Annotated in this window: 13 protein-coding genes, 1 pseudogene and 1 other annotated feature; of the genes and pseudogenes, 12 read left to right on the top strand and 2 right to left on the bottom strand. The window is 27.2% G+C overall.

From position 1 onward, the window contains the following. The first annotated feature begins 1 nt into the window (after nucleotide 1). The 5 genes from T483_RS0106675 (at nucleotide 2) to T483_RS0106650 (ending at nucleotide 4,896) form a co-directional block, all read left to right on the top strand. Nucleotides 2–652: a thiamine phosphate synthase gene (locus T483_RS0106675; protein WP_026886155.1), complete on the top strand. Its 651-nt coding sequence runs from the start codon at nucleotides 2–4 to the stop codon at nucleotides 650–652. 184 nt (nucleotides 653–836) lie between these two features. Continuing rightward, nucleotides 837–1,703 (top strand): tRNA 2-thiocytidine biosynthesis TtcA family protein, encoded by an 867-nt coding sequence (locus tag T483_RS0106670; protein WP_026886154.1) that lies wholly within the window; start codon nucleotides 837–839, stop codon nucleotides 1,701–1,703. 89 nt (nucleotides 1,704–1,792) lie between these two features. Next, on the top strand, nucleotides 1,793–1,984 hold the full coding sequence (locus tag T483_RS0106665; protein WP_026886153.1) for a DUF4250 domain-containing protein: 192 nt from the start codon (nucleotides 1,793–1,795) through the stop codon (nucleotides 1,982–1,984). 175 nt (nucleotides 1,985–2,159) lie between these two features. Then, entirely contained in the window at nucleotides 2,160–3,923 is a 1,764-nt protein-coding gene (locus T483_RS0106655; protein ID WP_242841815.1) for a putative bifunctional diguanylate cyclase/phosphodiesterase, read from the top strand. A gap of 45 nt (nucleotides 3,924–3,968) precedes the next feature. Continuing rightward, nucleotides 3,969–4,201, top strand: a binding site (T-box leader). Between the two features lie 176 nt (nucleotides 4,202–4,377). Then, nucleotides 4,378–4,896: a tryptophan transporter gene (locus tag T483_RS0106650; RefSeq protein WP_026886151.1), complete on the top strand. Its 519-nt coding sequence runs from the start codon at nucleotides 4,378–4,380 to the stop codon at nucleotides 4,894–4,896. Between the two features lie 73 nt (nucleotides 4,897–4,969). Here the strand turns inward: T483_RS0106650 and T483_RS0106645 are convergent, their stop codons facing one another. Beyond that, nucleotides 4,970–5,686 (bottom strand): polysaccharide deacetylase family protein, encoded by a 717-nt coding sequence (locus tag T483_RS0106645; RefSeq protein WP_026886150.1) that lies wholly within the window; start codon nucleotides 5,684–5,686, stop codon nucleotides 4,970–4,972. Between the two features lie 183 nt (nucleotides 5,687–5,869). Between T483_RS0106645 and T483_RS0106640 the strand changes: the two genes are divergently transcribed. From T483_RS0106640 to dut, 3 genes are all read left to right on the top strand, one after another. Beyond that, complete coding sequence (locus T483_RS0106640) at nucleotides 5,870–11,224, top strand: diguanylate cyclase (protein WP_035790069.1); 5,355 nt, start codon at nucleotides 5,870–5,872, stop codon at nucleotides 11,222–11,224. Between the two features lie 98 nt (nucleotides 11,225–11,322). Continuing rightward, complete coding sequence (locus T483_RS0106635; protein WP_026886148.1) at nucleotides 11,323–11,829, top strand: prealbumin-like fold domain-containing protein; 507 nt, start codon at nucleotides 11,323–11,325, stop codon at nucleotides 11,827–11,829. A gap of 179 nt (nucleotides 11,830–12,008) precedes the next feature. Beyond that, on the top strand, nucleotides 12,009–12,449 hold the full coding sequence (gene dut, locus T483_RS0106630; RefSeq protein ID WP_026886147.1) for a dUTP diphosphatase: 441 nt from the start codon (nucleotides 12,009–12,011) through the stop codon (nucleotides 12,447–12,449). A gap of 38 nt (nucleotides 12,450–12,487) precedes the next feature. Here the strand turns inward: dut and T483_RS0106625 are convergent, their stop codons facing one another. Continuing rightward, on the bottom strand, nucleotides 12,488–13,048 hold the full coding sequence (locus T483_RS0106625; RefSeq protein ID WP_026886146.1) for a class I SAM-dependent methyltransferase: 561 nt from the start codon (nucleotides 13,046–13,048) through the stop codon (nucleotides 12,488–12,490). A gap of 606 nt (nucleotides 13,049–13,654) precedes the next feature. Here T483_RS0106625 and T483_RS0106620 point away from each other — a divergent pair. The 4 genes and pseudogenes from T483_RS0106620 to T483_RS28790 form a co-directional block, all read left to right on the top strand. Beyond that, complete coding sequence (locus tag T483_RS0106620) at nucleotides 13,655–14,212, top strand: accessory gene regulator ArgB-like protein (RefSeq protein WP_026886145.1); 558 nt, start codon at nucleotides 13,655–13,657, stop codon at nucleotides 14,210–14,212. A 55-nt stretch (nucleotides 14,213–14,267) separates the two neighbouring features. Beyond that, a complete protein-coding gene (locus T483_RS32425; RefSeq protein ID WP_278247405.1) occupies nucleotides 14,268–14,396 on the top strand; it encodes a hypothetical protein in 129 nt (42 codons plus the stop codon). A 31-nt stretch (nucleotides 14,397–14,427) separates the two neighbouring features. Further along, a complete protein-coding gene (locus tag T483_RS0106610; protein WP_242841814.1) occupies nucleotides 14,428–15,693 on the top strand; it encodes a sensor histidine kinase in 1,266 nt (421 codons plus the stop codon). Between the two features lie 350 nt (nucleotides 15,694–16,043). Continuing rightward, nucleotides 16,044–16,246, top strand: a pseudogene (locus T483_RS28790) (sulfide/dihydroorotate dehydrogenase-like FAD/NAD-binding protein); the annotation flags it as partial.

Here is a 16,246-nt window from a genome sequence, read left to right as displayed (position 1 = left end):
AATGTCTATAGTAGGAATAACCAATAGAAAGCTTTGTAAAGACTTTTTTAAGCAAATAAAGAAAATATCAGAATCTAATCTAGATTGCTTAATTATAAGAGAAAAAGATTTAAGTAGCGAAGAATTAATGATATTAGTTTTGAAGGTAAAAGAGGAACTAAAAGGTACAAATATAAGAATAATTATTAATTCCAATATAGATATTGCTAAAAGGGCTGATGCTGATGGAGTTCAGCTATCATTTAATGATTTTATAAACATTAGTAACAAGTTGTACACAGGAAAAGCAATAAATTCTAAAGATATGGTGGATAATTTTGAGTTTAAGGGGAATAAATATAAGATATATAAAATGGTAGGAGTTTCAATACATAGTTATGAAGAAGGTATACAAGCAGCTAAATTAGGAGCAGATTACGTTATTTATGGTCATGTGTTTGAAACAGATTGTAAAAAGGGGCTTCAGCCTAGGGGTATCAAGGAAATAGAAGCTCTTTCTAAAGATATTAGTATTCCGATTATTGGAATAGGCGGAATAAATAAAGAGAATTTTAAGGAAATATTGAACGCTGGAGCAAGTGGAATTGCCATAATGTCCAGCTTAATGAAAGACAAAAATCCTGAGGAATTAATAAAATCTCTTTCTAAGTGAATAAGACTTTAATGTGTGGAAATCCAAGGAGTAATATGAATAATTTAAATCAATTAATATTAAAATCTAAAAATACTTGTAAATCTTAAGTGTTCATTATAAACTCTTTAAAGAAAGAAATATTTAAGCAAAAGTTAGTATCTATAATGTGGATGCTATTAGGATAATAAGGAGAAATGAAATAATGAGTACAATTGCAGGAAAAGGTTGCCCAAGAATTATACCAGATGGAGAAAAAAAGCCATTAGAAGAGATTGAAAAATCTATTATTAAAAGCTATAGAAAGCATATTTGGTCAAAATTTGTTAAGGCGATTAAGGAGTATAATTTAATTGAAGAAGGAGATAAAATTGCTGTTGGGATTTCTGGTGGAAAAGACAGTATACTTATGGCAAAATTATTTCAGGAATTGCAAAGACATGGCCAAGTTAAATTTGAAGTGGTATTTTTAGCTATGGATCCAGGATATCATCAAGATATAAAGAACTTACTAATAGAAAATTGTGAACATCTAAATATTCCAATTCATATTTATGAATCGGGTATTTTTGAAGTTGTTGATAAAATGGCTAAGGATTACCCATGTTATTTATGTGCAAGAATGAGAAGAGGATCTCTTTATGCAAAAGCAAAAGAATTTGGATGTAACAAGCTTGCATTAGGTCATCATTATAATGATGTAATTGAAACAACTATGCTAAACATTTTATATGGGGGTAATTTTAAAACAATGTTACCCAAATTAAAAGCTAAAAACTTTGAGGGCTTAGAATTAATTAGACCTATGTATTTTATAGAGGAAGAGTATATAAAAAAATTTATAAACTATAGCGGTATATGGCCATTGAATTGTGCTTGCATGGTTGCAGCTGAAAGAATAGGTAATAAGAGATATGAAATAAAAGATCTTATTAAAGAGTTAAAGAAAAATTTCAGTGGAGTTGAAAAGTCTATCTTTAAAGCAGCTGAAAATGTTAGTATGGATTCAATTTTAGGTTGGCAAAAAGGTGAAGAAAAACATTCATTTCTAGATTATTACGATGAAGAATAGACTTAAGTAACTAAAAGTATTTATTAATTTGGGAATGTATGTTATGCTATAATTAACCATATACAAATAGATGAAAAGGAAGAGTAGAAATGGCAAATAATCCTATGGGAATCAGTGATCCCAATATATTGTTAAGTGTAATAAACATGAAATTAAGAGATCAATATGGTTCGTTAGATACTCTTTGTGATGACTTAGAATTATCTAAAGACGACATTATAAATATATTAATAAATATTGGATATAAATACGATGAAGAAGAAAATCAATTTAAAAATTAGAGTCTTAATAAATAATTATTCATAGAAGTTAGGAAGGTGATGTTATATGAATTTAAAAAAGACAGGAAAGTTAATTACTGTTATAGCAGCAACAGCAGCTTTAATAGCATCATTAGCAAATGATAAAAAATCTAAAGATTCTAACAAACAGGAATAGTAGAAATTAGAGAATTGTGTGAAGGATTGTATAGATATGATTAGGGAGGAACTTCAATTAAATCATGAGGAAATACTTGATTCTGTAGCGATTGATGGCGTTAATATAATTTGGAATCAATCAGAGCTTAAATTAATAATTGATGATACAATAAAAAGTTTTTTTGAAGAGTATGATACTAAGAAGGAAACTTTAGATCAATTTATAAATTTTGTTGATGAAGAAGATAAACAAAATGTTTTAAGCTTTTTCTCTCAAGATTTAAATAGACAGTATATAAATAGAGAACAAATGCAGCTACAATACAAAATGAGAAGTACTAGGGGCAACATTGTTGAGTTTATTCTTGTCGGAAAATCAATTAAAAGTAATGAACAGTACTATTTTACTGGAACTAGTTATTGCTTTAAAGACTTAGAGGATGAATACAATGATATCGATTCTTTAATGAAAAATTGGAAAGAATCTATGGTTAATAAAACAATAGATTCAATAATTCATAGTGATAGAATCACAGGGCTACCTAATAAATATTTTTTCAAGAACATGGTAGTCAAGGCGCTAAATAGCGTTGTTAATAATAATACTAGAGCCGCAATGCTTATAATAGATTTAGATAATTTTAAATATGTAAACGACTCCTATGGACATGATTTTGGAGACTTAGTGTTAAAAGAAGTTAGCTATAATATAGTCGAATCTATTACAGAAGATGTATTAGTATCAAGATACAGCGGCAATACTTTTTTGTTATTTAAACCGAATATAATTGATATACAAGAAATAATGGATTTGGGAAATGCTATAGCACAGTCTTTTGAAAAGCCTAATATAGTAAATGGGAAAAAAATATACTTAACAGCAAGTATTGGTGTTTCTCTATCTCCAGATCACGGAATTGATTATAATACATTACTTAAAAATGCGGATGCAGCAATGTATGAAGCTAAGAAAAATGGAAAAAATGAGTGTGATTTCTTTGATGATAGCCTTTCGGCTGAGCTGAATAGAGTTTATAGTTTGCAAAAAGGATTAAGGACTGCACTGCATAATAACGAATTATATGTGATGTTTCAACCTAAAGTGTCACTTGATGATTCTTTGGTAAATGGATTTGAAGCTTTGGCAAGATGGGAAAGCCGTGAATTCGGAATGGTAAGCCCGGCGGAGTTTATTCCGATTGCAGAAAGTTCCAAAATGATAATTCCAATTGGAAGTTTTGTCTTGGAAGAAGTATTTAAAAAGACGAAATGTCTTTTAAACGAAGGAAATGATAATTTTAAAATAGCAGTTAATTTGTCTGAAATGCAACTCAGAGAAGATGTTGTTTTATCAGACTTTAAGGAATTAATAAAAAAATATAAAATCCATCCTAAGTATATAGAAGTTGAAATAACAGAAAGTATGCTAATGAAATCATTTGATAGAAACGTGAAGATCCTTCAGGAGATAAAAAAGTTAGGCGTAAGCATTGCTTTAGATGACTTTGGGACGGGATACTCATCGCTTAACTATTTAACAAAATTACCTATAGATGTATTAAAGATAGACAGGAGTTTTGTAATTGATTTGATGAACAATCCTAAGAGCAAATGTATTGTAGAAAATATAATAAATTTATCACATCAATTGGGTATAGAAGTAGTAGCAGAAGGAGTCGAAGAAAAATCACAAGTCGAATATTTAAGAACAATATTATGTGATGTTGTTCAGGGATACTATTTCAGTAAACCTAGAATGTTTGACGCAATTAGGAATATAATTGGTAAGGAAATTTTATAAAAGTGTTGACAAATATCATTTGTGGATATATTATAAGATTATAAAATAAATCCTGTGAAGAGGGATAGTAATCATATAACAATGTTAAAGAGAGCTGAAGGTGGTGAGATTTCAGTACGGTAGTTAATGATGAATGGGCCTTTGAGGAGCAAGATGAAATCTTTTGAGAGTAGTTTAGCCGTAAGTCGCACGTTATAGCGAATAAGATATGTTTGTATCTGAATTGAGAGGCATTTTATGCAATCTAGGTGGCAACGCGGATAATATCCGTCCTATTAATTATAGGACGGTTTTTTTATATTCTTTTTTACTAGTTGTTAGCAAAAAGACTTTATATCAGGAAGTATAACAGGAAAATATAGTTAGATATTGGGGCGTGATAAGTATGTTGTGAAAGAAAGTGGTTTCAACTTAAAAATAAAATAAGCAAAGATTAACAAGGGGGATTTTCATTATGAATACAAAAAAAATGGCAACAAATGCAATTTTAATAGCAATAGGAGCAATATTACACCAAGTTACACCACCATTTGGTATGCAAGCAGATTTCTCATTAGCAATGTTATTTATAATAATAGTATTTAATAAGGATTATAAAACAACATTAGCGTGTGGAATTATAATGGGAGTATTTGCAGCATTAACAACTAAGACACCGGGAGGCCAATTACCAAATATTATGGATAAATTTATAACTTGTAATGTTATGTACTTGGTATTAATGCCTTTAAGAAATAGGGTTAATAAGTTAGTACAAATATCAATACTATTACCTTTAGGAACTTTAGTGAGTGGAACCGTATTTTTAACTTTACTAGCTAATATAGTAGGATTACCTGCAGGATTATCATTTAATGTGCTTTTCATATCAGTAGTCGTTCCAACAATAATAGTAAATACAATATCAGGAATTGTAATATTTAAAATTGTTGAAAAGATTACATCAGTAAATGGAAGTTATGCAGTAGAATAGATATTTTGTATAGTTTAAAGAAGCTGTTTCAAAAAGGATTAATTTTGAAACGGCTTCTTTGTTTTATTATTTGTTATTTCTTCATGAAATGATATTCCTCAGGAGTATTTTCATCGATTACTTTAAATTCATAGCCATTATCTTTATAGTACTTAATTATACTAGGTAGAGCTTTTACTGAATTTTTACTCATATATGCACAATGCATCAAGAGTACTACACGTTCTTTTTCACTTTTGGAATTTTTAATAAAACTACTTGGATTAGCTCCAGGATGAGCGCCATCACCACTATCTGTATTCCAATCGTAAATTTTCAGTTTATTATCGTGAAGCAAATCAACCATAGATTGAGAAATCTTATAGCAGTTATTATTACAACCGAAAGGAAATCTTAGTATAGTTGGCTTAATACCAACTATGGAATTTATTATTTGTTGAGTATCCAACATCTCTTTTAGAAACTCTTCGTTGGAATGATAAAGAATGTTTCGATTATGACTCATGCTATGAAGACCAAGGGCGTGACCATCATTATACATTCTTTTAACTAAATCTTCTTGTCCTTTAATTTGACTTCCGATTAAGAAAAAGGTTGCAGGAACAGATTCTTCTTTCAATATATCTAACACATTAGTAGTCACTTTTCCGGCTGGACCATCATCAAAAGTTAAATATATTATTTTTTTCTCGTCAGCAAAAGCTTTATAAGTAAGAAGATTTTGATAATTAATTATAGTTATTATAATCAAAACAAAAGGAATGCATTTTTTCAACAATTTCAAGTTCATATTATCACCTTCCTAAATGTTTTTACAAAAGTATTATGTCCTGAAATTGAATTTATATTATAAAGAATTATATATTATAACCTTAATGTGATTAGAAGTTGTTGTTATTTTTAAAAGTATAACTTTATGTGGAGAAAATGGGTAGTTAATAGAATTGAATATAATATAATAGTGTTTAGGATTATGCTAAAATATGGTATAATTCTAAAGAGATTGGTAAACTTCAAGTTAGTGAAGAAAAGGGATGAATTAGAATTGAGAAATGTAAATAATAAATATCTAATAGAGCATGAAATAGCTATTGAAGAAAATTTTTCGAATTATATTGTTACAGACATAGAAAAAGACACAAGATATATTTTATGTATTTTGAAAAGTGGTTTTACATATGAGAAAACAAGAGAATATTTATTGAGTAAATTTAAGACTATTAAAAATCTTAATTTTGAGAACGTTATTAATATCATAAATATTGAAATAATTTACAGCATTAATGGTATAAAGCTTGATATTCCTCAATATGGGTATTTAATGGAGTATGTAGAAGCTAAACTAGATACGCAAAATTACTTTAATGAATGTGTATTTAATAAGAAATTAGATATATTTATGGAGATTTGTGCTACGATTAACACGCTAAACATGCAGGGATATATATTTGATGATATTAGTATGAAGGACATAATATTAATTTCTGATTCAAAGAATAATGTAAAAGTTAAAATGAAAGATTTGTTAGCCAATGAATTAAGAAAGTTTAACCTAATAAATTCATTACCTTACCAATATAGTATTGAAACTAGAGAAGATATAAATGTCAGTAAAGATAATATTGTACAAGTTGTAGAGTTATGCAGACAAATATTCACGGAATCAGAACTTGAAACAGGATTTAAAGGATTAGAAGATATAAAAAACATATATAATCGAGTGAATACTATAAATAAATCGTTTAAGATTAAATATTTTATGCAACATATAAACGAAAAAATGAAAAAGAATTATAGATTGTTTATTAGTGAGGCTTTAGATAAGATTAAAACAGATTTAGATATAATAGGAATGACAGAAGAAATAAAAATAGTAGAAAAGAATTTTCAAAGCATATTGGAAAATAAGCAGAGAAATAAGTTTATAAATTTTAATGGTGAGGATGGAAGTGGAAAAACCAGACTTTTAGAGGAAATTAAATATAGATTTGAAAATAAATATTTTAAAGATATTATATATATCGATGATTTTAGCAGTAAAAATAAGAGTAATGAAGAAAGATATAATATCACGCTAAATTATATTTTAAATAAAATAGATAAGAATTTGAGAGATAAATATGAAATTTATATAAAAAGGTTTATCTCTATATTATTTGAAAAAAATTCTACGAATAGTGAAAATAATAAGCAAAAGCTTCAATTGATTAATAGAATGGGAAAGTTTATAAGTGAGTATACAATGACTAAACCATTTATAATGATAATAGATGATTTGGATAAAAAGAATGAAGTTTTCAAGCTGTTTATTAAATATATAATCTTTTTAAGAAATAATTTAGAAAATGTTATGATAATATTTTCTATGAATGAAAGTAGTATTGATGAAAATTTCTTGAAGTTTATAAAGGAGCTTAAACAAGTAGAAAAGTATGAAGAATATAAAATAAATTATTTTAATCAATATAATACTACTAAGATGATTAAAAGTATGCTTAATACAGGTACTGATGTTGATAAATTAGCGGTAAAGATATACTCAGAAACACTAGGAAATCCGCAGTATATAAGCGGAGTTGTAAATGAATTATATGACAATAGAACTTTATACCTTGATAAAGCTAATGGAGAATGGAAGATTAATATTAGAGTTCAAGATATACTGATACCGAAATCTTTAGAAAGAAGATTAGAGACAAGCATTTCTTCATTAAACGAAAAAGAAATTAAGATTTTAAAGGAACTAGCTATATTTAAAACTCCCTTATCAGAGAAAATAATTTTAGAATATGTAATAATAGATTCAGAAAATGTAGAGATTTATGAGAATTTAAAATCAAAAGGTCTTTTGACTGATAAAATAAGTGATCAAGGTATACTTGTAGGTTTTAGAAACAATCTATTAAGAAATATATTGTATTTAAAGCTAAGTGAAGAAGAAAGAATTAAAATGCACTCTAAGGCATCTATTTTTATGGAGAAAATTTTACTTGATACGGATTATTATATAGAAGAACTATTACTACATTTAGAGAAAAGCAATAATTATGAAAAGGCATATTTTTATACATTAAAATACGCGGAAACTCAAGATCTGTTAGGAGACATATCGAAGTCTATATCATATTATAAGAAGGTATTAACATATCCTAGTGATTCAAGTGGAAGCGAAGTGGCAATAAAGATTGCAAAGCTTTATGAAAAAAGATCTAATCATGAAAAAGGCTTTGAATATCTTGAGAAGGCAAACCAAATTGCAATACAGAATGACGAAATTGAAACTGAAATATATACACTGCTTGAAATGATAATAATAAAAATTAATAGCATTACAGATATAGATGCTGGTATAGATTATTCTTTAAATTGTGTGCGGAGACTGCTAGATAAAAAGTATTATCCTAAGGGTGAGGTTTATTATTATTATGCACTTTCATTGAAATATAGGTTAGAATATAATACTAAATTAACTTTGTTTAATGCACAAAAAGCAATAATTATATGTGAAGAAAATAGGATAAAAGACGATGTATATGGTTGGGCGGTAAGTATACTTATTAAGATATATTTAAAAAAGGGAAATTATAAAGAGGCTAAAAATTTATGCTTATATGCAAATGGGATATTTACTAATAATAATAATATTAATGGTCAATTATATATTAAGCTGCTAGACGCATCTGTCTGTAAGGAAGAAGGAAGAGATAACAAGGAAATTTTAGAGCTATATTTAGAAATAGCTAAATCAGGGAATAAGCATAAAGTATACAAGCGGGAAATACTAAGTTTAATTTGTATAGCAGATATTTATAGTCAAGAAAAAAGGTATTCAGAAGCAGAAAAATACCTATTGAGAGCACTAGAAAGAGAAAGAGAAGAGGGGATAGACTCTTATTCGTTTAATATTTGCAATGAACTATGTTTGTTATATATAAAGTCAGGGAGAATAAGCCTAGTAGTAAAATATCATAATTTAATAATGCAAATGGAAAAAGGCTTAAAGCTATTGGAAGATAGAGTTATAAATACAAATTATACATATGCTTTATATAATCTCATGATTTGTAATTATGATTTAGCATATGCAAACTTAAAAAAAATATATGTTCTAATATTTAATAGCAATAGCTTCAATTATAAAATAGTTGTTTGCAATTATTTTGAGCTTATTCTATATAAGTGCAAAAATGAGAGTGATATAAGAAATGTATATAATAAACTAGAGAATAAAATTAAACTATTACAGGATGAGGACACTTGCCTTGAAATAAAAATAAGTGCAATTAGGAGAATTTTAACACTTGGATATAAGAGTTTTGCTAAAGAATTATTTTTAGATCTTAATGGATATCCTAAAACTTATAATGTTGAAGGAATTTATGTATATCTAGAGCTTAATTTTAGGAATAAGAATCAATATAGTTTCTTGATAAATAAGGCATTAAGAGTATGCTCATTTGTGGATAATCAGGAGATTAAAGCTGATATATATTCTGCGATTGGTGAAAAATATAATGAACTTGAATGTAATGGATTGGCATTGAATTATTACTATGAATCTATAGCTTTATATATGGATACAATAAATTTACTACCACAAAATGATAAGTTATCATATGCAAATAATAGTGGCTTTTTAGAAACCCGCAGATTATTTGTAAAATGCTTAAATGAAGATTTGGGTATAAATATGAGTTTTAAATCAACACAATTTATAAAAACAATTGAGGATTTAGAGCAAATATTAAAAGAGTTAGATTTAATGAATATATTAGATAATGAAGATACATTTAAATTAGTTCAATATTTATATGAAAAATGCTATTACAATGATCTAAGAGATATATATAAAGTATTTGAGAAGTTTTCTGATAATACTATTGATGATATAAAAAATGTAGTGAAGTATATGGCTAGATTAATTTTAGCAGATAAGGCTATGATCGTCACAGAGAATGAGCAGGGAGAAAATGATGTTATATGCACATATAGAATTAGCGATAAAAATGAAATAAATAGATACCTCTCACTAAAAGTTGATTCAGATGAAGATACATTCGCAATTTGCAGTAATGATTCTAGATTTTATCAGTTAGATGATAAAGTACTAAAAGATGGAATAAGATCTTGTATGTATATGAAAATAATAAATAGAGAAAGACATATAAATAGTAGCGCAGGAATTAATGCAAGATTAATTTTTATTACTAATAACGCATTAAATTATATAAATAATGAATCAAAAAAAACAATAGAGAAATTTAAACCTTTCTTAACTTTTCTTTTAGAAAAATATAATCTTACAATAAGCTCTACGTTAGATAAGCTTACAGGTGTTTATAATAGGAAATATTTTGAAGAAGCTTTACTTTTTTTATTAGATTCTGCAAGGGCGGGAGAAAGTGAATTTGCAGTAATGATGTTTGATATCGACGATTTTAAAGGGGTAAATGACAAGTATGGACATCAAACAGGAGATGAAGTTTTAGTTAAAGTAGCAAATGAAGTCAAAAAGTGCATGAATAAAGGTGATATTATTGGAAGGTATGGAGGAGAGGAATTTATAATTCTCTTACCTAATGTTAATAATGAAGAAGCTATAAGTTTAGGGGAAAGAATAAGAAAGAATATAGAGGAAGCAAGGATTCTTGGTGATAAAAGAAATATTACTGTAAGCATAGGAATAGCAATGAGTTCTTATGAGTCGCTTAATAATGAAGAAATTATAAGGAGAGCTGATCAGGCTCTATATAAGGCAAAACGTGAGGGGAAAAATAGATGCATTGTTTGGGAAAATGAATGTGGAGTAAGTGGGAATACAAATGATGAATTAACTGGAGTGCTATCAGGAAATGCGGCTAAAGATTACAATTTTATGTTAATGCTCAAAGAAATAGCTGGTATTGCTAAACGTAGATGTAGCAAAGATGAAAAAATTTATAATCTTATTTTAAAGATTATGCAGACTATTGAGTGTGATATAGCTACAATTTTTATTGTAAGAGAGAAAAAAATAACTCATACTTATAGCAAGCGAAGGAACAAAGAAGGTTGGAATATAGACGATAAGTTTAATTTCAAGTTAATATATCAAGTCATTGAAGAAGAGAAAGGTTTATATTTAGTTGATTGGGAAAGTATAGATAGCCACAACAGTTATGGACTTCCAGATTGGAAATCAGTTTGTATAGCTCCGATAATCTGCAATGGTGAACTCTTAGCAGTTGCATACCTTTCAATTTCAGTAAATGAGAAAGAATTTATTTGTAATGACTATAATGTACTAAGCTTTTTGATAGAAATAGGTAGTTCCATTCTCATTGGTTAGATGAGCAATAGAATTTAGAATGTTTTTAATTCATAATCACATAAAGGGCTTTTTTATCATATTATATAAAGAGAACCAATTTTTTAGAGGAGCCTTTTATGAATGATACTGTTCCTAGAAGTTATGAGAAAGAAAATATTAATAATATAGTATCTGTAGAAAATAATACCAATTATACATTTGAAATATCCGATGATAATAAGGAAAAAAGAGATAATCAAGAGTTCATATTAAATAAAAATACTGTAAACCCTCAAAGAGTAAACGAAAAAGATTGCAATGGAGGGGAAATTATTGTTACATCAATTTTGGAATGTGAAGAAAACGAATATTTAAAGGGTGTAAAAATTAATTTATATAAAATAAATGGATTGTCTCCTGTACTTGTTAAGTCGAAAGTTACTGATGAGGAAGGAAAAGTTATTTTCTCGGGAATTGAAGAAGGATGTTACAGGATAATTGAGATTGTTGATAAAAGATACTTTGAAAAGCCTAAGTATATAAATTGGAATGAAATAATAATAGACGATACTAATAAGAAACAAAAAATAGTAGTAGTCAATAAGATTAAAAGACTTATGGCGCAAAATAAATATAAAAATTAAATAGACAATAAAGGTTATATTTATGAAATAAATTTATTTATTCTTAGATATAACCTTTTGCATATGTTTAATTAAGTAATAAAGATTATAAGATAATTTTATTTAGAGAAAAGAAGTAGATTTTTATATTCGAAAATTATATAATCATAATATTATATGATTTTTAAGTAGGTGTTGAAATGGATAATTATATTTTAAAAATAAAAAAGATTGACGATAGTGCTGTTATACCTAATTACGCTCATGAAGGAGATGCTGGATTAGATTTATATGCAGTTAAGGAATTAATTCTAGAACCAGGAGAAAGAGGATTAGTACATACAGGGATACAAATAGAATTACCTAAAAATACTGAAGCTCAAATAAGACCAAGAAGTGGGCTTGCATTAAAAAATGGCATAACTACTTTAAATTCTCCGGGTACTATAGATGAAGGGTATAGGGGAGAAATAGGAGTAATTCTAATTAATCATGGAAACGAAGTCTTTAAAGTGGAACCAGGCATGAAAATAGCTCAAATGGTTATAAAACCTGTGGTTAAAGTTGACGTAATAGAAATAGAAGAGCTATCTTTAAGTGAAAGAAATCAGAAGGGATTTGGCTCATCAGGAACAAGGTAAATAGGCAGATATTGAGAAATACCTGCCTTAGCTATAAATTAAATTAATTTAAGAGATACATTAAATCTGCATGGGTTATAATATCCATCAGTTATTTTCCAGTCTTTAAAGTCATTTTTATCATAAAGCAAATGCTCTTTTCTGTGTGAAGTCAGAGGAAGATCCCCGATAAATATTGCTTCTTTAGCAACTCTTTTTAACTCTGAAATTGCTTGCTTAGCATACTCTTGATTTGGAAAGTAATGAAATGCTCCAAAACAAAATACTTTATCAAAAGTTTTATCTTTAAAGATTAGGTTATTTGCTTCTCCGTGAAGAACTGAATTGTTAAGTAACTCTATATGCTTTTTTACAAGAGAAGAAGAATAATCTACTCCTACGTATTCACCACATTTTATATATTGAGCTAATCCGCCTGCTCCACAGGCAACCTCTAATATTTTATCTGTTTCTTTAATGTCCAACTCTCTAACAATTTGTTTAGCTATCTCTTTTACGTTAGCAGTAGTATCTTCATATCCGTCTAATTCCTCTAAACATGTAGTATTTCCATTTCCTTTTCTCTCCCAAACTTCTTTCCAATATGACATATCTTCCATAATTCTCTCCTCCTGAAATTTTGATGTTATTACTAAATTGAATGAAAGTAAAAAAATTATCAATGTAACAAGGTTCAATTATTGAACAAAATTATATTAACATTGTTCAATGTTCAGTACAATAAGTTCATATGAAATTTACCATAACTTTATAAAATATGGAGATAAGATGAAATAATAGATGTTAAAAGTACCAAGATAGTTACTGAATTTATAATAGTCTTATCAATTAAATGATTTATAAGGTTTATTAATTAGAATATAGATACAATTATAATTATAAGTTAATTTGAATATATATTTAATCATATTTAAATTTCACAAGTACAGAAAATACTAGTATCTATATCAGATTTCTATATATTGTATAAGATTTTATTGAAAACAAAATTAATATTTATAAATAATAAAAGAAAAAAGAATTCTATAAATACTCAATTTATAGAATTCTTTTTTATAATTAGCGCCTAATTAATAGCATAAATTTATTTTTACAAATTATGATTATTAACGACCTAAATATGGATAAATATATGTTGAAAATTAGCAAATAAGGGACTATAATATATTTAACATATAGAAAAATATATAAAAAGAGAGATAAATATGGTAAAGAGTATTTCAAGAAAAATTATCAATAGTATAGCAACAAATGATAATTATAGTAAAGATCAACTAGAACAAATGGAATATATTTTGGTTAGTATTCTATTTGAGGCGATAAAATTATTTTCTGTTGTAGTTATATTTTCATTGCTTGGATATTTCGACAAAATTATCGTAATTTTAGCAGTTATGAGTATGACTAAAATTTTTATAGGTGGATACCATGAAGATACTCAGGTTAAGTGTTTTATAGCCACAGTGCTATTAGCAGTTGGAATATTGGTGTTAAGTTCACAGTGTAATCTTTCTTTTGTAGGTAATTGCATACTTATTGTTTTAAGTATATTTTGCCTATGGCATCAAGTTCCAGTAATAAATCCTAAAATGCCAATTACGCGCCATGAATTAATAAGGAAAAACAGAATGAGAGGTCTAAGTATTGCAATAATACTTGGAATAGCATCTATAGCTCTGCACAACTTCAGTAGTTACTATTCACTTATAACATGGACAATCCTGTTCAACACAATATTAATGTTTAATAAAAGAGGTGCTTAAAATTTTGAAATATTAATGATAAATTTTAAGTAAAATTGAAAGGGGAATTGATTTTATGAAAATTAAAAATTTACTAGGTAAGGTATTAATGGTGTTATCACTTTCAATGATTATATTTGCCCCAGCATCAGCGGCTACAGCAGGAGTTGAAGATATGCCTGAATCTATGAAAAAATTGAGATAAGGCGCTTTTACGTAAATTTAAGGAGGAATTTGTGGTGCGTTTATTGGCAGATATAATAGTCTCTATGATTCAAGCTATAATTTTTGCGTATTCAACAGAATGCTGCTTGAAGAGTGAAAATAAATTAAACAAACTTAAAGTAGTTTTAATAACCATGATTACTTTTATTATAAACAGTAGCTTTACAAGTATATTTGGAAATATATCTATATGTGTATTCATAATACATATATCATGCCTAGCTGTAATGGTTCTGTCATATAAAAATAACAAATTAAAATCAATGATTCCGTATACATTAACATATTCCTTTATGGGGGTATATGGAATTATATCGTATAATTTATTTTATGGTTTTATAGAAGGTCTGATACCAATAGAATATGGTGATATAGTTAACATTTTGATTATATATGTTCCATATATTTTATTTTTCTACTTATGTATAAAATATATGAGCAAGTTTATAGAGATGTATAATCTAGTAGCTAGTGAAAAGATTAATACGATTGTGTTAATAATAATAAGCTTCTGTTTAGATTTTGTTTTGGCTTTTTATTTAATAATTTACAATGATGAATCTAAGATGTTAAAGAATATAATAATTACAATTTTGTGCATATTTCTAGCTTTTATAATAAAATATTTTGCAAATATAAAGAAGAAATCGGATCAAATATTTAAATTAAATAAAGCACTGGAAGAGAAAAATAGTGAGCTTAGAAAGATTAAGCATGACTACGGAGCACAGATATCGTATTTATATGGACTTTGCTTAATGGAAAGATTTGATGATTTAAAAAAATCTCTAAAAGATATTATAAATAAGAATGACTCCACCCCAACAGCTGTAGAAGTTAGTGAAAATAGAAATTCTATATTGTCGCTTGCACTAAAACCGGCTATAGATATGGGAATACATGTAATAATAGAGGAAAACTGTGATTTTTCTTTAGTAAGTATTACAGAAATGGAATTTTACAGAATCGCGTCTAATATAGTAAATAATGCAATAAAAGCGATGAATGGCAAGGGTATAATAATTGCAAAAGCTTATGAATATCTAGGAAACGTAATAGTAAGAATAGAAAATAATGGTCCCAAAATTCCAGAACAACATTTACAGAGTATATTTAAAGTTGGATTTACTACTAAGGAAAATAGCGATAAAAATCATGGATACGGGTTAAGTATTGTAAAGGATTTAGTAGAAAACTATAATGGCAAGATATATGTAAAAAGCAGCGATGTAGTTACTGAATTTAAAATAGTTTTCCCAATAAAGAGTTTTGTATAGTACTTGATATACATAAAATATATTTCCCTAGAAATATATTTAAGATCGAATAGAAATACATATTAAAAATGAATAAATTAGATTATTCCAATGATAATAGATCTTTGTTAAACTAAGATTTATTATCATTTTTTGTTGTGGGAAAGTCAACATATAGTAGTTATATATTAAGAGCTAAGGGATATTATTGGAGCATACACAAAAGTTATCAATATTAAGTAATTACGTATTTTCTATGGACAAGTAGAAATATATGAGAATTCATAAAAAGTATTTTAAAAATTCAGAATAATAGTGTAAACTATATATTAGGTGATAAAACTTAACATAATTAAAAGGGGTGCGATGGCATGTATAAAATAGTGAACAAAAAGGAGCTAACAAATAATATATTCTCAATGGATATAGAAGCTCCAAGAGTAGCAAAATCTGCAAAGCCTGGACAATTCATTATCATAAAGAATGATGAAAAAGGTGAAAGAATTCCTTTGACTATAGCAGATTATGATCAGGAAAAAGGAACAGTAACTATAGTTTTTCAAACTGTAGGAAA

This window comes from Clostridium beijerinckii HUN142, from assembly GCF_000621745.1.
GTDB lineage: Bacteria > Bacillota > Clostridia > Clostridiales > Clostridiaceae > Clostridium > Clostridium beijerinckii_A.
Note: the sequence above shows the minus strand (reverse complement) of the source record. Positions and strands in the feature narration are given on the sequence as shown.